Below are 17870 nucleotides of genomic sequence, written 5' to 3' on the forward strand. Positions count from 1 at the left end.
TCGCGGCGGCCCCTGGCCGCCGCCTGATCCCTAGCTAATCGTCCCGGCCGCGCAGGGCAACCTTTGCCGCGCTGGCTGCCCTGTCGCAGGCGCGCTCGCCCTGCCGGTCAGCGGCGGCCGCGCGCGGCGTTCCAGATCACGATGACGACGACAGCACCCGCCACCGCGGCAGCCAGCGTGCGCCAGAAGCCGAAGATCGCGATGTCGAGCAGCTCAGCCAGGCGGCTGCCGAGGAAGGAACCCGCGACGCCGACGAGCATGTTCGTGAAGAGGCCATGATCCGAGGAGGTAATCTTCTCGGCGATCCAGCCGGCGAGCATGCCGATGAAGATCGTGGCGAAGAAGCCATAGCCCGGCTGGGCCATGGTGGCAGCGAAGTTTTCCATCGTGGTCTGTTCCCCAGTCCGCCCGCGGGTCTCGCGGATGCCCGGCCACAACCGTGCGGGTGAGCAAAGGTTCCCTAAGCGATGAAGCGTGCCAGCAAGACGACGAGAATGGCGCCGATCACGGCCATCGCCATGTCGTCGAGGCGGGCATAGCCGGTGCGGACGCGCCAGCCGGTCAACCGCACCAGCCCCTGCCCGACCAGCATGCCGAGGAGGCCGACGACCGCGTGGCGCAGGAGCCCGCCCCCGCCGACGACGAGGCTGGCCGCAAAGCCGGTCACGGTGCCGAGCGCGACGGTGGGCGCGATCACGCGCCAGTCGAGCACGAGGCCGCGACCGGGCGGCAGGATTTCGACCTGCTCGTCAGGCACGATCCTGCCGGGATTTTTTGGTTTGCGGGTCCGGGGCGCCATGGCCGGGATATGCGGATCGGCCGGCGCCAAATCCAGAGGCCAGCGAACCGACTGTCACATGGCGCCGTCATCCCGGGAGCAGCGAAGCGGAGACCCGGGATCCATGCCTGAAGCGTTCCGGCATGGATCCCGGATCGGCGCGGCTGGCGCCGCTTGTCCGGGATGACTCCGGTCTATCGGGTCAGTAGGCGATCTCTAAGCGTTCAGCGCCTTGCCATAGGCGTCGAGCACGCTCTCCTTCATCACCTCCGAGATCGTCGGATGCGGGAAGACGGTGTGCATCAGCTCTTCCTCGGTGGTCTCGAGGTTCATCGCCACGACGAAGCCCTGGATCAGCTCGGTGACCTCCGGCCCGACCAGATGCGCGCCGAGCAGCTTGCCGGTCTTCGCATCGAAGATCGTCTTGGCAAGGCCGGAATCCTCGCCGAGCGCGACCGCCTTGCCGTTGGCGACGAAGGGGAAGCGGCCGACCCTGATCTCGTGGCCGGCGGCCTTGGCCTTGGCCTCGGTCAGGCCGACGCTGGCGATCTGCGGGTGGCAATAGGTGCAGCCCGGGATCATCGTCTTGTCCATCGGGTGCGGATGGAGGCCCTTGATCGCCTCGACGCAGATCACGCCCTCATGCTCGGCCTTGTGGGCGAGCATCGGCGGGCCGGCGACGTCGCCGATCGCGTAGAGACCCTTCACATTGGTGCGGCAGAGCCCGTCGATGACGATGCAGCCGCGATCGGTCTTCACGCCGAGCGCTTCCAGCCCGAGATTCTCGATGTTGCCGACGACGCCGACGGCCGAGATCATGCGGTCGGCGGTGATCGTCTGCTTGCCGCCCTTCTCGTCCTCGATATGGGCGGTGATGCTGTCCGCCCCCTTCTCGACCTTGGTGACCTTGGCCGAGGTCAGGATCTTGATGCCCTGCTTCTCGAAGGCCTTGCGGGCGAAGGCACCGATTTCGGCATCCTCCACGGGGACGACCTGCGGCATCACCTCGACCACCGTCACCTCGACGCCCATGGTCCGGTAGAAGGAGGCGAACTCGATGCCGATGGCGCCCGAGCCCATCACGAGCAGGGACTTCGGCAGCTTGGCCGGCACCATCGCCTCGAAATAGGTCCAGATCAGCTTGCCGTCCGGCTCGATGCCGGGCAGCGCGCGCGGGCGGGCGCCGGTCGCGACGATGATGTGGTCGGCGGTGTAGGTGCCCTCGCCCTTGGCGTTCTTCGGCGGCGGCACCTGCGGCTGCATCGCCGGCTTCTTCGTCGGCGCGACCTGGACCGTGCCGGGCTTGGTCAGCACGGCTTCGCCCCAAATCACGTCGACCTTGTTCTTCTTCATCAGGAACTGGACGCCGTTGTTCATCCGCGCCGCGATGCCGCGCGAGCGCTTCACGACGGCCTCGAGATCGGCCTTGAAGCTGCCTTCCAGCACCAGCCCGTAATCCTTGGCGTGCTGGCCGTAATGCAGGATCTCGGCCGAGCGCAGCAGGGCTTTCGTCGGGATGCAGCCCCAGTTCGAGCAGATGCCGGCGAGATGCTCGCGCTCGACGATCGCCGTCCTGTAGCCGAGCTGCGCCGCGCGGATCGCCGCGACATAGCCGCCGGGGCCGGAGCCGATGATGATGATGTCGTAGTCAGCCATGGTGATTCTCCGGCCTCACACCAACATCGCCATCGGCTTCTCGATATAGCCCTTGAAGGCCGCCAGCAGCTCGGCGCCCAGCGCGCCGTCGACGGCGCGGTGGTCGGTCGAGAGGGTCACCGACATCACGGTCGCGACCGCGAGCTGGCCGCCCTTGACCACGGCGCGCTGTTCGCCGGCGCCCACCGCCAGGATCGTCGCATGCGGCGGGTTCACCACCGCGGCGAAGTCCTTGACGCCGAACATGCCGAGATTGGAGACCGCCGTCGTGCCGCCCTGATACTCCTCGGGCTTCAGCTTGCGGGCCTTGGCACGGGCGGCATAGTCCTTCATCTCGTTCGAGATCTGGCTCAGCGTCTTGTGGCAGGCGTCGCGGATAATCGGGGTGATCAGCCCGCCGGGGATCGAGACGGCGACGCCGACATCGGCGTGCTTGTGCTTGAGCATGGCGTTCTCGGTCCAGGAGACGTTGGCGTCCGGCACCGCCCGCAGCGCCAGCGCCAGCGCCTTGATCACCATGTCGTTGACCGAGAGCTTGTAGGCCGGCTTGCCGTCCTTCTCGGGCGCGGCGGCGTTGAGTTCGGCCCGCAGCTTCAGCAGCGCGTCGAGATCGCAATCCACCGTGACGTAGAAATGCGGGATGGTCTGCTTCGACTCGGTCAGGCGGCGCGCGATGGTCTTGCGCATGCCGTCATGCGGGATCTCCTCATAGGAGCCGGGCGCGAAGAGCTTCTTGACCTGCTCGTCCGAGGGGCCGGTGGCCAGCGGCGCAGCGGCGGGCTTCGGCGCGGCCGCCGGAGCCGCCGTCACCGGTGCGGCGGCCGGAGCGGCCTTGGCGCCGCCGCCGGTCTTGGCGGCCTCGACATCCTTCTCGACGATGCGGCCATGCGGGCCCGAACCCTGGACCTTCGACAGGTCGAGCCCGGCCTCCTTGGCGAGCCGGCGCGCCAGCGGCGAGGCGAAGGGACGCTGGCCGGAAGACGCGGCCGGCGCGGCCGCGGGAGCAGCCGGAGCGGCGGCGGCCGGCGCGGCCTTGGGCGCCTCGGCCTTGGGAGCTTCGACAGCTTTGCGAGTCTCGGCCTTGGCCGGCGCGCTGGCGGCGCTCGCATCCTCGCCCTCGGCGGCGATCACGCCGATGATCTCGTTGACCGCGACATCGGCCGTGCCCTCCGGCACGACGATCTTCGCCAGAATCCCCTCGTCGACGGCCTCGACCTCCATCGTGGCCTTATCGGTCTCGATCTCGGCGATGATGTCGCCGGACTTGATCGCGTCGCCTTCTTTCTTCAGCCATTTGGCGAGATTGCCCTTCTCCATCGTGGGAGAGAGCGCGGGCATCAGGATGTTGGTCGGCATCGGTTGCGCCCCTTCTCAGCGATAGCAGACGGCCTTGGCCGCCGCGACGACCTCGCCGATGTTCGGCAAGGCGAGCTTCTCGAGGTTCGCGGCATAGGGCATCGGCACGTCCTTGCCGGTGACGCGGGCGACGGGCGCATCGAGATAGTCGAAGGCGGCTTCCATGATCCGCATGCCGATCTCGGCGGTGACGCCGGACTGCGGGAAGCCCTCCTCGACCGCGACGCAGCGGTTGGTCTTCTGGATGGAGGCGACGACGGTCTCGATGTCCATCGGACGGATCGTGCGCAGGTCGATGACCTCGGCCTCGATGCCCTCCTTGGCCAGCGCCTCGGCGGCGCCGAGCGCATAGGTCATGCCGATGCCGAAGGAGACGATGGTGACGTCGGTGCCCGGGCGGGCGACCTTGGCCTTGCCGATCGGGATCAGGAAGTCGTCGCCCTTGGGCACGTCGAAGGAGCGGCCGTAGAGGATCTCGTTCTCGAGGAAGATGATCGGATTCGGATCGCGGATGGCGCTCTTGAGCAGGCCCTTCGCGTCGGAGGCGCTGTAGGGCATCACCACCTTGAGGCCGGGCACGTTGGAGTACCAGGCGGCATAGTCGTGGCTGTGCTGGGCGCCGACGCGGGCGGCCGCGCCGTTGGGGCCGCGGAAGACGATCGGGCAGCCCATCTGACCGCCGGACATGTAGAGCGTCTTGGCGGCGGAGTTGATGATCTGGTCGATCGCCTGCATGGCGAAGTTGAAGGTCATGAACTCGACGATGGGGCGCAGGCCGGTCAGCGCGGCGCCGACGCCGATGCCGGCGAAACCATGCTCGGTGATCGGCGTGTCGATGACGCGCTTGGGGCCGAACTCTTGCAGCAGGCCCTGCGTCACCTTGTAGGCGCCCTGGTACTCGGCGACCTCTTCGCCCATCACGAAGACGTCGCCGTCGCGGCGCATCTCCTCGGCCATGGCATCGCGCAGCGCCTCGCGGACCGTCATGCTGACGATCTCGGCGCCGGCGGGGAACTCCGCGGAGGCATCGTAGCTCTTCGGCGTCGCCGGCGGGTTGGCGACGGCAGACTCCGCCTTGGGAGCGGCGGCGACCTGCGGCGCCTCCCCGACCGCGGCCGGCGGAGCCGACTGCGCCGCCTGGGGCGAACTCTCGGCCGGCTTGTCGGACTGCCCGGCGCCGCCGCTGGCGGCCGCCTTCGCATCCTCGCCTTCGGCGGCGATGATACCGATCGGCGTATTCACCGCGACGTTCTCGGTGCCGTCGGCGACCAGGATCTTCGCAAGGATGCCCTCGTCGACCGCCTCGACCTCCATGGTCGCCTTGTCGGTCTCGATCTCGGCGATGATGTCACCCGCCTTGACGCTGTCGCCCTCGGCTTTCAGCCACTTGGCGAGCTTGCCCTGCTCCATGGTGGGCGAAAGGGCAGGCATGAGAATGTCGATCGGCATGAACGCACCCGGAATGATTGGACGAGGCGAAAGGGGAAGGCGGTGCGGCTCCGGCCCTCAGGCCTTCGCCGGCTCCAGCAGGATGTCCGTGAACAGTTCCGACGGATCGGGCTCGGGGTCGTGCGTCGCGAATTCGGCCGCGTCGTTGACGATCTCGCGGACCTTTGCGTCGATCGCCTTGAGCTCGTCCTCGCCGACCTTGAAGTCGCGGGTCAGGCGGCCCCTCACCTGCTCGATCGGATCGTGCTCCTCGCGCATGCGCTGAACCTCGTCCTTGGAGCGGTACTTCGCCGGGTCCGACATGGAGTGGCCGCGATAGCGATAGGTCTGCATCTCGAGGATGTAGGGGCCCTTGCCGCTGCGGGCGTGTTCGATGGCGCGGGTCGCGGCGTCACGGACGGCGCGGACATCCATGCCATCGACCTGCTCGCCGGGAATGCCGAAGGAGACGCCGCGGCGGGAGAAGTCGGTCTGGGCCGAGGCGCGGCTGACGGCCGTGCCCATGGCGTAGCGGTTGTTCTCGATGATGAACACGACCGGCAGCTTCCAGAGCTGGGCCATGTTGAAGCTCTCATAGACCTGGCCCTGATTGGCCGCGCCATCGCCGAAATAGGCGAGCGAGACGCGCCCGTCCTCGCGGTACCAGTTGGCGAAGCCCAGCCCGGTGCCGAGCGAAACCTGGGCGCCGACGATGCCGTGGCCGCCGTAGAAGTTCTTCTCGCGGGAGAACATGTGCATCGAGCCGCCCTTGCCGCGCGAATAGCCGCCGCGCCGCCCGGTGAGCTCCGCCATCACGCCGCGCGATTCCATGCCGCAGGCGAGCATGTGGCCGTGGTCGCGATAGCCGGTGATGACCTGGTCGCCCTCCTTGGACGCCATCTGCATCCCCACGACGACCGCTTCCTGGCCGATATAGAGGTGGCAGAAGCCGCCGATCAGCCCCATGCCGTACATCTGGCCGGCCTTCTCCTCGAAACGCCGGATCAGCAGCATCTCGCGATAGGCGTGGAGGTCTTCCTCCTTGGTGAAGGTCGCCATGTTGCTCGGCGCGGGAGCGGCCGCCTTGTCGCCGCCGGCCTTGGCTGATCGTGCCTTGGCCGGCTTGGCGGCGGGCTTGGCTGGGGCGGGGGCTTTCGTCTTGCGCGCGGCAACGGCCATCGGCGGTCCTCCAAGGTCATTCAACCTTGGTTGTAGAGGATCGCAAAACCCTTGGCGAGGCGGCTATCTCGCATTGCAGCATCGGCCAAGCCCTTGCAAAGGCTTGTCATTTTCTACGTAACTGAAATCGAGTTAATCGATACGTCCGGGACTATTTGCCGGCAATCGGCAGGGCCTCAGCGGCCCATCAGGATGACGTCGTTCTTGTGGACGCGGCCGAGGCTCTCGCGAGCGCGTTCCTCGAGCACATCACGGTCCACCGCCTCGTCGCGCACCAGCGACAGCCGATGCTCCCAGAGCTTGCGCTCTGCGGTGAGCCCGGCGAGTTCCGCTTCCACATCGCGCAGCGAGTCGTGCAGCGTGTCGCGGGCCTCGAGGCCGCGCGAGCCGTGCTGGGCGTGGAACATGAAATAGCTCACCGCCGCGCCCGACACGAGGTAGAGCGCGAGAGTGACGAGGAAGGATCGGACGCCGCGGCGGATGACCATGCCCGCAAGCGTTAGGCCGGGTTGGTTTCCGACCGGTTAACGGGCGGGCACGATCACGCGTGCGGCCCCGTCGGGTTGGACCGGCCCGCCCTTCGCCAGCGAGGTGATCTCCCCCTCCAGCCGCCGCGCGATCGGCAGGCGGAAATGCAGCGGGTCCCAGTAGTTGTCGTCCCGCAGGGTGATCGGCGAGGGCCGGGCATAGTCGATGAGCGCCGCACCGCGGCGCTTCGCAAGCGCGGCGACAGCGTCCTTGCAGGCGGCCCAACGTTGGGCGGCAACCGAGCCCTCGCGCGGCGATGTCGCATGATGCGCCGGCGGCAGCACGAGCAGCAGCCGCGTGCCGGCCGGGAAGCGTGCCAGCGCGTCGTCGAGCCAGGCCAAGGCCGGGAAGCGCCATCCGGCTCGGGTTTCGGGCGCGACCGTCTCGGCGGGGACCAGCGGCCCAGAATCGGGCGGAGGCTCGGCACCGCCATAGAGATGCCAGCGCGCACGCGCCGCGTCATAGAGCTCTTCGGGCGGGGTGAAGACCTCGTAGCCGTCGCCGCGGATCCGCTCCGGCATCAGGCCGAGCCGGTGTGCCAACAGGCGGCCGGCGATCTCGAGCGTGGTCAGGTTCATCAACTCCGCCCAATCGCGCCAGCGGATGCCGTCATAGAGCCAGGGGGGAAAGGGCCGCGGCGTCAGGCGCTTGGCCTCGTCGGTGGCATCGGCCTCGCACCAGGTCGCGTCGATGCCCCAGAGAACCGTCCGCGGCACGGCGACCTGGCGGGCGAAGAGCCCGGCCATCTGCAGCTGCTCCCAGGGCGTGGCGGCGTTCATCGCGAGATTGGCGAAGCGTCCGCCAAGTCCCTGAGAGAGGATCGCCGGGTCGAGCAGGCGCATGGTCGAAGTGCCGAACACGGCCGAGTCGAAGCTGCCCGAGCGGACGAGCTGCGGGTACATGAAGCGCTGGTTGATATCCATGATCGGCCGCGCCGGCTGGCCGGCGGAAACGCGCAGGCCAAAGGGATCGAGGGCCGCGGCGAATCCCCAGAGCGTCAGAAGCGTCGCCAGCGCCGCCCCGAGAAACCACGCCGTCCAGCGCGTCCAGGCCGCCTCCGCCCGCGTTTCCCGCGCCTGCTCCATACCGCTTTCGTCCCGCGTCCCAGCACCATCAGGCCGCGCCGGGATGGCCGGCGCGCCGCAATGCCGCGCTTCTGGCACGGATTCCGTCGCCGGAACAATGTTGACCCGCGGGCGGGGCGTCCGTATGTCAGCGCCGGTGAGGGCGGGTAGCTCAGTGGTAGAGCACGTGACTTTTAATCATGTGGTCGAGGGTTCGATCCCCTCCCCGCTCACCACGCGCCGGGCTCTGACAGCTGCAGGCGCCTGAGGCTCAGCAGCCTCGCCCTCCCGATTTCCGCGTTCGAGAGCCCGACAGCCGGGCGCCCCTCACCCCAGCCGCTTCGTCGGCGCGCGCTGGCCCGGTGCGACGCCGGGATGAGGCCCGCGGTAGAGCTTCCCGCGCTCGTGATAATCGCGGTAGCTCCCGAGCCCGAGCGCCGGCCAGCCGGGATCGACATAGCCGAGCAGTTCGTCGCAGCGGTGCCGCTGGCGCTCGGCGGCCGAGGTCGCGTCGGCGCACATGATCACCTGGCCACGCTGCCAGAAGGCGTCCGCCGGTGTGACCTGAGCGAGGATGAGCCCCAGCGCGACCCCGCAGCTGGCAGCCATTGATCGCGTCATGAGGTGCCCTCCTGGCCCGGCCGACGGCCGTATCGCGCCGTCCTTCACGGGCGCATCACGCCCGAAACCCTTTGAGGAAGGCTTAAGCATCGGGATCGCCGGTGCACGGGAACAAGCCCCGCGCCCGCGGGTAGACGAGAGAGCGAAGCGAAACAGGAGTCATCGCCATGCGCGTCGATGTCAGCCAGCCCACCAACCCCGGCGAGCCTCACCAGCCGAGGATCCGAATCGAATCGGTGGAAGATTACGAGCAGGCGACGCGGCGGATCGCGGCGCTCGATTCGAGCAGCTGCGGCGAGACGGAGAAGCGGGAGCGCGCGGCACTTGTCGAGGCCGTCGCCGCCTGGGACAGGCGCCACGACGACGCCTCGGGCTGGACCGATACGCCCTGAGCGCGCCTCTCCCTGCCGCGTTCGGTCAGATATCGTTGCTGGAGTTCAGTTCGCTCGGCCGCAGCCCCTCATCGATCGCATCGATCGCATTGTTCGGATCGGCCGGGCTCGTGGATGACTGGCTGATCCACTCGCGCAGGATTGCCGACAGTGCATCCGAGCGGGTCGCAGAGGGCCCCAACTCGTGGCGGTAGCGATCGAGCGCAGCCGCTTCGTCAGCCTCGAGCGCGATGGTCACGGCGGTGTCGCTCATGTCGATTGTCTCTCCGCGGCCCGCAGGGTTCGGCCATGCGGGCGCAACGCCCGGATATCGTCCTGGTTCCCGCGCAAACGGGGCCGTTAGCGACCCAATTCCTGCAAAAAGATCAAAGCGAGGATGAACCTTCGCTCCTCTCGCCGGTTGATCCCACAAGCCGCCGAGAGGCGGACCGATCTGCAACACGATCCCGAGGAGGACCTCATGTTCAAGCACCCCATCGCCGCGACCTCGCTGGCCCTGGCCCTGATGAGCGCGACGGCCATCGCCCAGACCTCCGCTCCGGCTCCGAGCGCCCCGAGCGCTGCGCCGAGCACCACCGCGCCCTCGACGGCGGCGCCCGCCGCGACCGGCACCCAGACCCTCGCCGCCCAGAATCAGGCGATGCGCGGCAACTGGCGCGCTTCGAAGCTGATGGGCGTCGACATCTACGGCCCCGACAATGAGAAGGTCGGCGATGTCACCGAAGTCCTGATCGACCAGTCCGGCAAGATCACCGGCGTCACGGTCGGCGTCGGCGGCTTCCTCGGCATCGGCACCAAGGATGTCGCGGTCAAGTTCGAGGAGGTGACCTGGAGCATGCAGCCGATGGCCTCCACCGCCTCGGGCACCGCTGCGACCGGCACCAACGCGACCGGTACGACGGCAACCGGCACCACGGCGACGGGTACGGCCGCCACCGCGCCGCGCGCGACGGGCACAGCCTCCACCACCGCGATGGACCAGATGTATCCGGACCATGGCAAGATCAACATGACCAAGGATCAGCTCAAGGCCGCCCCGGCCGTGACCTATTCCAACACCTGATCCGGCCCTCCAGCCGTCAGGCGTGAGGCCCGCCCGCGAGGGCGGGCCTTTTGCGTCAGCGCTCCGCGCCGCTCCAGTCTTCCGGCCCGGCGTCCTGCAGCTCGCGAAGGAGCGGCGGGATCGCCTCTGGCAGATCGTCGGCGACGAGTCCCACGCCCCTTGCCTCGCCCGCCCGTCCATGCAGCCAGACGGCGGCACAGGCCGCCTCGAACGCCGGCATCCCTTGAGCCAATAGCCCCGCGACCATACCGCCGAGTACATCGCCCGATCCCGCGGTCGCCAGCGCCGGGCAGCCGGTCGCGTTGATCGCGGCGCGCCCCTCCGGGGCGGCGATGACAGTGTCGGCCCCCTTCAGGACGACGACCGCACCGATCTCAGCCGCGGCGCGGCGGGCGCGATCGAGCTTCGACCCGCCACCCGAGTCGCCGAAGAGCCGGGCGAACTCGCCCTCGTGAGGCGTCAGCACGCATGGGGCGCCGCGCCGGGCGATCTGGCGCCCGGCCCGTGCGGCCGACCCCGCCAGGATCGTCAATGCGTCGGCATCGAGCACCGCGGGGACGGACGAACGCAGCACCGCCGCGACGGCTTCCCGCGCCTCACCATCCAGCCCTAGCGCCGGCCCGACCAGCACGGCCGAGAGGCGCTTTTCGGCCAGAAGTCGCTCCAGCGCTGCGCCGTCCGCCACCGCCCGCTGCATCAACGCGTCCGGTCCGCGCGCCGCATGAGCCGCCAGCGCCTCCGGCCGGCAGGCGATCGTCGCCAGCCCCGCCCCAATCCGCAAGGCGGCTCGAGCGCTGAGCCGGGGAGCGCCGACGCCCGCAAGGCCGCCTGCGACGACCAGAACGGCGCCGCGGCGGTACTTGTGCGTATCCGGCGCCAGCACCGGGAAGCTCGCGCGCCACAGACCGGGCGCGTTGCGAAAGAGCACGGCAGGCCGCTCCGGCGTGAAGACGACGTCGGCGCGGATGCCGATCTCGGCGAGGGTGACGAGGCCGCAGAGCGAGCGGCCCGGCATCAGCAGATGGCCGGGCTTGAGGCGGAAGAAGGTCACCGTCTCGGTGGCGCGGATCACGGGCCCTTCGCTCCCACCCGTATCGCCCGAGAGTCCGCTCGGCACGTCGACGGCGACGACGGGGCGGCCAGCGGCATTCACCGCCTCGACCAGCTCAGCCACCGCCCCCTCGAGCGGCCGGTTCAGCCCCGCGCCGAACAGCGCATCGACGATGAGCCCGTAATCGGCTGGCCTGACGCCGTCGATCGGCTCGATCGGCCCGGTCCAGGCCGCGGCCATCCCGGCGGCATCGCCGGAGAGCCGCTCCCGCTCGCCCGCCAGCGCGAGCGTCACCGGCCTGCCTCGCCGGGCGAGCAGGCGCGCCGCAACGAAGCCGTCGCCGCCATTGTTGCCGGGACCGCAGAGAACGAGGATTCGCGCGCCCGGCGGTGTCCGGCGATCGACCGCGTCGGCCACTGCGCGGCCGGCCCGTTCCATCAGGGCGGCGCCGGGTGTGCCGGCCGCGATGGTGAGCCGATCGGCCTCGGCCATGCCGGCGACATCGAGGAGGGCGAGATCAGAGTCGACAGCAGCGGCCATGTCGCATCTTCCCGGAGTGCCCCACGCCCCGCAAGACCTCTGCGACTGCAGATAATTGATTACCGATTGGGCATTTGCCTATTTTATTGCCCGTTTTCTGCCCCATCATCGCGCAGCCGGCTCAGCGGTGTTGCGTAGCGAGAGCGCGACGCCGATGCTATGAGCAGAGACGAAATGTCGTACGCCGACGCTGGCGATCCGGGCGGGGCTCGCGCCGGCGCATAGGTGGCGGCAATTCGGCGGAAACGGCGGGTCCCGGACCATCCGGAACCCCTTTCGGCGCAAGGAGGCCGGTCGGCGCATGAAGAAGATCGAAGCGATCATCAAGCCGTTCAAGCTGGACGAGGTGAAGGAGGCGCTTCAGGAGGTCGGCCTGCAGGGCATCACCGTTCTCGAGGCCAAGGGCTTCGGGCGGCAGAAGGGCCACACCGAGCTCTACCGCGGCGCCGAATACGTCGTCGACTTCCTGCCGAAGGTCAAAATCGAGATCGTCCTGGCCGACGAGATGGTCGACGGCGCGATCGAGGCCATTATGAAGGCCGCCCAGACCGGCCGGATCGGCGATGGCAAGATTTTTGTATCGACGGTGGAGGGGGCGATCCGCATCCGCACCGGAGAAACCGGCGCGGACGCGATCTGAGGGCTCATCCCGACCCGCAAGTTCGTCGGCCCGGCGGTCATAGGACCCCGCGGATCGCATGAGTTGAGAAACGACCATAAGAGGAATGCTGAGATGAAGAACGCCAAGGATGTCCTCAAGGCGATCAAGGACAACGACGTCAAATATGTCGACTTCCGCTTCACCGACCCGCGCGGCAAGTGGCAGCATGTGACGTTCGACGTCACGATGATCGACGAGGACATCTTCGCCGAGGGCACGATGTTCGACGGCTCCTCGATCGCCGGCTGGAAGGCGATCAACGAGTCCGACATGCTGCTGATGCCCGATCCGACGACGGCCGTGATGGATCCGTTCTTCTCGGCGGCCACGATGGTCATCACCTGCGACGTGCTCGAGCCGGCGACCGGCGAGCCCTATGGCCGCGACCCGCGCGGCATGGCCAAGAAGGCCGAGGCCTATCTGAAGTCAACCGGCATCGGCGACGCCATCTATGTCGGCCCCGAGGCCGAGTTCTTCGTCTTCGACGACGTCAAGATCGCCGCCGACCCGTACAACACGGGCTTCAAGCTCGACAACGTCGAGCTGCCGATCAACGGCATGACCGAGTACGAGGGCGGCAATCTCGGCCACCGCATCGCCACCAAGGGCGGCTACTTCCCCGTCCCGCCGCAGGACTCGGCGCAGGACATGCGCGGCGAGATGCTCGCGGCCATGGCGGCGATGGGCGTCAAGGTCGAGAAGCACCATCACGAGGTCGCTTCGGCCCAGCACGAGCTCGGCATGAAGTTCGACACGCTGACGCTGATGGCCGACCAGATGCAGGTCTACAAATACGCGATCCACAACGTCGCGCAGAGCTACGGCAAGACCGCGACCTTCATGCCGAAGCCGATCTATGGCGACAACGGCTCGGGCATGCACGTCCACCAGTCGATCTGGAAGAACGGCAAGCCGATCATGGCCGGCAACAAGTATGCCGACCTGTCGCAGGAGTGCCTCTGGTACATCGGCGGCATCATCAAGCACGCCAAGTCGCTGAACGCCTTCACCAACCCGTCGACCAACTCCTACAAGCGTCTGGTCCCGGGCTATGAGGCGCCGGTGCTGCTGGCCTATTCGGCCCGTAACCGCTCGGCCTCCTGCCGTATTCCGTGGACGACCTCGCCGAAGGCCAAGCGCGTCGAGGTCCGCTTCCCCGATCCGATGGCGAACCCCTATCTCGCCTTCGCGGCCATGCTGATGGCCGGCATCGACGGCATCGTGAACAAGATCGATCCGGGCCCGGCCATGGACAAGGATCTCTACGACCTGCCGCCGCGCGAGCTGAAGAAGATCCCGACGGTCTGCGGCTCGCTGCGCGAGGCGCTGGAGGCGCTCAAGAAGGACAACGCCTATCTCAAGGCCGGCGGCGTCTTCAACGACGACTTCATCGAGAGCTATATCGAACTGAAGATGCAGGATGTGGCGCGCTTCGAGATGACGCCGCACCCGGTCGAGTTCGCGATGTACTACTCCTACTGAGGATTTCGGCCGGCCTCCGAGGCCGGCCGCGAGCTTCCTCCCGACCGTGCGTTTCGCGGTCCACCTTTGCGGCCGGGGTGGCGACACCCCGGCCGTTTTTTGTCTCGATGCGCCAGCGGCGCAGGCTATCGCTGCGGTCAGGCGGCCGCGACCGCCGTCTGCGATGCGTCGGCAAGGGTCGCGTAAGCGGCGATGGTGCGCGCGACATGGCGCTCGACCGTCAGCGGGTCGGCCCAGTAGTGCCGGTAGGCTGCGGCTCCCATGCGGGAAACCGTCTCGTCGTCTTGCAAGCGGGAGAGCGCGGCGGCGAGGCCGTCGGCATCGCCGCCCTCGACCAGGATCCCGTCCTCGCCGTCGCGGATCCAGCCGGCCGGCCCGGTGGTGCGGGACAGCACGACCGGAACGCCGCGCGAGCGGGCCTCGGCCACGACCAGCGGCCCGGGCTCGTACCAGAGCGACGGCAGGACGAGACAACGGGCCCGTTCGATCTCCTCGAAGACGCGGTCGGCCGGCAGCCAGCCGGCGATTTCGGCGGCGGGATTGGCCTGCAGGATCTCGCTACGAAGCGGGCCTTCGCCGACGAAGCGTACCGGCATGCCCGCCTGCTGCGCCGCCCGGGCCAGGATGTCGCCGGCCTTCTCCTGGGTGAAGCGCCCCAGAAACAGCGCATGCCGGTTCGCGCCGACATCGGCCGGCGGGCGCTTCTGCGCCTCCATCATGTTCTCGACGACGATGTGACGGGCCTGGCGCGGCAGGAACGGGCGGGCGACGTCCCGGGCGAAATCGCTGACATGGATGAAGAGCGGCCGGGCCAGCGCCCTCATCGATTCGTCGGAGCGCCATTGCCGCGCGATGCGGACGAGCTTGTGGGCGTAGCTCTCGCGGTCGCAGTTCGCCGCCATGCAGCCGCCCGACATCGGTCGGCGTCCGCAGGGGCGCCCCACCTTGAAGTCGAAATAGCCGCCGGTCGGGCAGAACGAGAAATAGTCGTGCATCGTGATGGTAACGGGCAGTCCGCTGCCGCCCGCGGCTGCGATGGCCGCGGGGCTGAAGGCCTTGGTCCACTGATGCAGATGAACGATGGTACCGGGCGGCTGCTGCCTGAGCAGCGTGGTCAGGAACGCATGCGCCGCGCCGTTCCAGATGCCCTGCCGGGCGGCGGCGATGCGGCCGCCGACCTTCCAGATCTCCTCGCCCTCGAAACGTCGGACCTCGATACGAGGATGGTCGAGGCGAGGCGAAACGGGGCCGATCGCACAGGCAAAGACGATATCGACGCCGGCTTCGGCGAGGCCGCGTGCGCTCTCGATCGCCACCTTGGCCGCGCCGCCATTGACGGCACCGAAATCGCTGACAATGACGCAACGCATGGGCACAGCATCCCCTTTTGCGCGCAGGCTAGCGCGAAAAGGTTGATGGTTTGCCGTGGCCGCGCGGCTGTATTCCCGGACAGGCGGGGTCAGCGGATGCCGGGAACCAGCCTTCCGACCATGGCGGACAGCCCCGCCGAGAGCCTAGCCCGCCAGCCGGTCTGCGAAGGACCTTCGCCGGTGCCGACGACATCATGGCCGAACGCCTCGCCGGCGCAGCGCGCCGCCCGTTCCAGACCCTGCAAGGTGATCCGCGATCCCATCTGGGCCATGTCGTTCCCCCTCACCTCGGCGCCGGCGTCGTGACCGCTGACAGCGGCCGCCGGTCGTCATTGCGACAACATTGCCGCACCCTGCCTTAACGCGGCTTGAACAGGCCGGTTCCCAGCGAGGCGGCGTCGCTGTAGGACAGGGCCCAGACGCGTCCGGGGAGCCATCTGGGCTATCATCACCCCTGGCGAATCGGGGACTGCGGACCGACATGGCGGATAATGGCGATCTCTTCGGCGGCCAGCCCGATGGTGCGGCGCCTATGACCGCAGCTGCGGCGTCGAAGCCGGCGCGCGCCGCGACCGCGGCTGCCGTGCGCCAGCAGCCGGCCGCCGCCGCGCCGCCGCGCAACGGCACGCTGTCGGAGACCGGCTACGACGCCTCCGCCATCGAGGTGCTGGAGGGTCTGGAGCCGGTCCGGCGCCGGCCCGGCATGTATATCGGCGGCACAGACGAGCGCGCCCTGCACCATCTCTTCGCCGAGGTCATCGACAACGCCATGGACGAGGCGGTGGCGGGCCATGCCAGCTTCATCGATGTCGAACTGCTGGAGGACGGCTCGATCGCGGTGACCGACAATGGCCGCGGCATCCCGGTCGATCCGCACCCGAAGTTTCCCGGCAAGTCGGCGCTCGAGGTCATCATGACCACGCTCCATGCCGGCGGAAAATTCGACTCCAAGGCCTATGAGACCTCCGGCGGCCTCCACGGCGTCGGCGTCTCGGTGGTCAACGCCCTGTCGGACCGGCTCGAGGTCGAGGTCGCGCGCGGCAAGGTTCTGTATCGCCAGGTGTTCTCGCGCGGCCTGCCGCAGGGACCGCTGGAGACGGTCGGGCCCGTCGCCAACCGCCGCGGCACCCGCGTGCGCTTTCATCCCGACGCCGAGATCTTCGGCGAAGGCGCGCATTTCGTGCCGGCGCGCCTGTTCCGCATGGCCCGCTCCAAGGCCTATCTCTTCGGCGGCGTCGAGATCCGCTGGCGCTGTGCACCGTCACTGCTGAAACCGGAAGGCGATGTCGCGGCGGAGGCGGTGTTCCGCTTCCCCGGCGGCCTGCGCGACTATCTCGCCCGCGAGATCGAGGGCAAGGACCTCGTCGCCGAGCCGATCTTCGCCGGCAAGATCACCCGCGAGGGGAGCCATGGCTCGCTCGAATGGGCGGTCGCCTGGCTGGCGACGGGCGAGGACGGTTTCGCCTCCTCCTACTGCAACACCATTCCCACGCCCGAAGGCGGCACCCATGAGCAGGGCCTGCGCATCGCGCTGCTGCGCGGCCTGCGCGACCATGCCGAGCGCATCGGCCAGTCGAAGCGCATGGCGCAGGTCACCTCCGACGACGTGATGGCGACCTGCGCGGCGATGCTCTCCGTGTTCATCCGCGAGCCCGAATTCCAGGGCCAGACCAAGGACAAACTCGCGACGCTCGAGGCCGCGCGCATCGTCGAGAACGCAGTGCGCGATGCCTTCGACCACTGGCTCGCCCAGGCGCCGCAGCAGGCGCTCAAGCTGCTCGACTGGTCGGTCGACCGGGCCGAGGAGCGTCTGCGCCGCCGGCTCGAGAAGGAGGTCTCGCGCAAGACCGCGACGCGCAAGCTCAGGCTGCCCGGCAAGCTCGCCGATTGCTCCAATGCCGGCGCCGCGGGCTCCGAACTCTTCATCGTCGAGGGCGATTCCGCCGGCGGCTCCGCCAAGCAGGCGCGCAATCGCGCGACGCAGGCGATCCTGCCGCTGCGCGGCAAGATCCTCAACGTCGCCAATGCGACGCGCGAGAAGCTCAACCAGAACCAGCAGCTCGCCGATCTCATCCTGGCGCTCGGCTGCGGCATCGGCAGCCAGTTCCGCGAGGACGATCTGCGCTACGAGAAGGTCATCGTGATGACCGACGCCGATGTCGACGGCGCGCATATCGCCTCGCTGCTGGTCACCTTCTTCTGGCGCCAGATGCCGCGGCTGATCGAGAAGGGGCATCTCTATCTCTCGATCCCGCCGCTCTACCGGCTGCGCCATGGCGGCAAATCCGTCTATGCCCGCGACGACGCCCATAAGGACGAACTCTTGGCGACGGTGTTCAAGGGCAAGAAGCCCGAGATCGGCCGCTTCAAGGGTCTCGGCGAGATGATGCCCGCCGAGCTCAAGGAGACGACAATGGACCCGTCCAAGCGCATCCTGCTCAAGGTCATGGTCGACCATGAGGCGCGCGAGGAGACCTCCGACACGGTCGAGCGGCTGATGGGCAACAAGCCGGAGGCGCGCTTCCTCTTCATCCAGGAGCGTGCCGCCTTCGCCGGCGAACTGATCGACCTGTGATTTGGGCGGAGGCCCCGCGGCGCGTTGAGCCCCGCATTCCTGCCGGGTTGGCCGGCAAAGCTGTCGGGCTGCCGGGCACGCTCGCGCCGGCCATGATCCGGGCATGTCGCACGAACCGCCTTGCCC

General features: G+C 68.5%; 18 protein-coding genes and 1 tRNA gene. 6 read left to right on the plus strand and 13 right to left on the minus strand.

The features are described 5' to 3' along the window. Positions 1 to 107 precede the first annotated feature (107 nt). From AX750_RS19535 to AX750_RS19570, 8 genes are all read right to left on the minus strand, one after another. A complete protein-coding gene (locus tag AX750_RS19535) occupies positions 108 to 386 on the minus strand; it encodes a GlsB/YeaQ/YmgE family stress response membrane protein (protein ID WP_066717501.1) in 279 nt (92 codons plus the stop codon). 74 nt (positions 387 to 460) lie between these two features. Continuing rightward, complete coding sequence (locus AX750_RS26225) at positions 461 to 757, minus strand: GlsB/YeaQ/YmgE family stress response membrane protein (protein ID WP_197426524.1); 297 nt, start codon at positions 755 to 757, stop codon at positions 461 to 463. Positions 758 to 994: 237 nt separating this feature from the next. Then, positions 995 to 2434, minus strand: a complete 1440-nt coding sequence (lpdA, locus tag AX750_RS19545; protein ID WP_066717504.1) for a dihydrolipoyl dehydrogenase — start codon at positions 2432 to 2434, stop codon at positions 995 to 997. A gap of 15 nt (positions 2435 to 2449) precedes the next feature. Beyond that, entirely contained in the window at positions 2450 to 3790 is a 1341-nt protein-coding gene (locus AX750_RS19550; protein ID WP_066717507.1) for a pyruvate dehydrogenase complex dihydrolipoamide acetyltransferase, read from the minus strand. A 15-nt stretch (positions 3791 to 3805) separates the two neighbouring features. Next, positions 3806 to 5239, minus strand: coding sequence for a pyruvate dehydrogenase complex E1 component subunit beta (locus AX750_RS19555; RefSeq protein ID WP_066717510.1), 1434 nt, complete (start codon positions 5237 to 5239; stop codon positions 3806 to 3808). A 57-nt stretch (positions 5240 to 5296) separates the two neighbouring features. After that, a complete protein-coding gene (gene pdhA / locus AX750_RS19560; RefSeq protein ID WP_245282463.1) occupies positions 5297 to 6277 on the minus strand; it encodes a pyruvate dehydrogenase (acetyl-transferring) E1 component subunit alpha in 981 nt (326 codons plus the stop codon). A 296-nt stretch (positions 6278 to 6573) separates the two neighbouring features. After that, positions 6574 to 6885, minus strand: coding sequence for a septum formation initiator family protein (locus tag AX750_RS19565; protein WP_066717524.1), 312 nt, complete (start codon positions 6883 to 6885; stop codon positions 6574 to 6576). Between the two features lie 36 nt (positions 6886 to 6921). Continuing rightward, positions 6922 to 8010: a hypothetical protein gene (locus tag AX750_RS19570; RefSeq protein ID WP_066717526.1), complete on the minus strand. Its 1089-nt coding sequence runs from the start codon at positions 8008 to 8010 to the stop codon at positions 6922 to 6924. A gap of 140 nt (positions 8011 to 8150) precedes the next feature. Between AX750_RS19570 and AX750_RS19575 the strand changes: the two genes are divergently transcribed. Then, positions 8151 to 8225 (plus strand) — tRNA-Lys (locus tag AX750_RS19575). A 91-nt stretch (positions 8226 to 8316) separates the two neighbouring features. Here the strand turns inward: AX750_RS19575 and AX750_RS19580 are convergent. Then, positions 8317 to 8610, minus strand: a complete 294-nt coding sequence (locus tag AX750_RS19580; protein ID WP_156446424.1) for a hypothetical protein — start codon at positions 8608 to 8610, stop codon at positions 8317 to 8319. 167 nt (positions 8611 to 8777) lie between these two features. Between AX750_RS19580 and AX750_RS19585 the strand changes: the two genes are divergently transcribed. Beyond that, a complete protein-coding gene (locus tag AX750_RS19585; RefSeq protein WP_066717530.1) occupies positions 8778 to 9002 on the plus strand; it encodes a hypothetical protein in 225 nt (74 codons plus the stop codon). Positions 9003 to 9027: 25 nt separating this feature from the next. Here the strand turns inward: AX750_RS19585 and AX750_RS19590 are convergent, their stop codons facing one another. Continuing rightward, complete coding sequence (locus AX750_RS19590) at positions 9028 to 9255, minus strand: hypothetical protein (protein WP_066717533.1); 228 nt, start codon at positions 9253 to 9255, stop codon at positions 9028 to 9030. 207 nt (positions 9256 to 9462) lie between these two features. On the opposite strand from AX750_RS19590, the gene AX750_RS19595 reads away from it, so the two are divergent. Then, positions 9463 to 10065: a PRC-barrel domain-containing protein gene (locus AX750_RS19595; protein ID WP_066717538.1), complete on the plus strand. Its 603-nt coding sequence runs from the start codon at positions 9463 to 9465 to the stop codon at positions 10063 to 10065. A 55-nt stretch (positions 10066 to 10120) separates the two neighbouring features. Here AX750_RS19595 and AX750_RS19600 read toward each other — a convergent pair whose 3' ends face one another. Then, positions 10121 to 11656 carry a bifunctional ADP-dependent NAD(P)H-hydrate dehydratase/NAD(P)H-hydrate epimerase gene (locus AX750_RS19600; protein ID WP_067254880.1) on the minus strand — a complete coding sequence of 512 codons (1536 nt, stop codon included), beginning with the start codon at positions 11654 to 11656 and terminating at the stop codon, positions 10121 to 10123. 301 nt (positions 11657 to 11957) lie between these two features. Between AX750_RS19600 and AX750_RS19605 the strand changes: the two genes are divergently transcribed. Beyond that, complete coding sequence (locus tag AX750_RS19605) at positions 11958 to 12296, plus strand: P-II family nitrogen regulator (protein WP_066724541.1); 339 nt, start codon at positions 11958 to 11960, stop codon at positions 12294 to 12296. Between the two features lie 93 nt (positions 12297 to 12389). Next, a complete protein-coding gene (gene glnA / locus AX750_RS19610; protein ID WP_066724542.1) occupies positions 12390 to 13799 on the plus strand; it encodes a type I glutamate--ammonia ligase in 1410 nt (469 codons plus the stop codon). 137 nt (positions 13800 to 13936) lie between these two features. Here glnA and AX750_RS19615 read toward each other — a convergent pair whose 3' ends face one another. Beyond that, positions 13937 to 15169, minus strand: coding sequence for a glycosyltransferase (locus AX750_RS19615; protein ID WP_066724545.1), 1233 nt, complete (start codon positions 15167 to 15169; stop codon positions 13937 to 13939). An 89-nt stretch (positions 15170 to 15258) separates the two neighbouring features. Beyond that, a complete protein-coding gene (locus AX750_RS19620) occupies positions 15259 to 15441 on the minus strand; it encodes a hypothetical protein (RefSeq protein ID WP_066724552.1) in 183 nt (60 codons plus the stop codon). A 209-nt stretch (positions 15442 to 15650) separates the two neighbouring features. Between AX750_RS19620 and parE the strand changes: the two genes are divergently transcribed. Beyond that, complete coding sequence (parE, locus tag AX750_RS19625; RefSeq protein ID WP_066724554.1) at positions 15651 to 17744, plus strand: DNA topoisomerase IV subunit B; 2094 nt, start codon at positions 15651 to 15653, stop codon at positions 17742 to 17744. Positions 17745 to 17870: the final 126 nt, after the last annotated feature.

Origin of the sequence: Methylobacterium sp. CCH7-A2 (assembly GCF_001557075.1) — a bacterium.
Lineage (GTDB): Bacteria > Pseudomonadota > Alphaproteobacteria > Rhizobiales > Beijerinckiaceae > Allobosea > Allobosea massiliensis.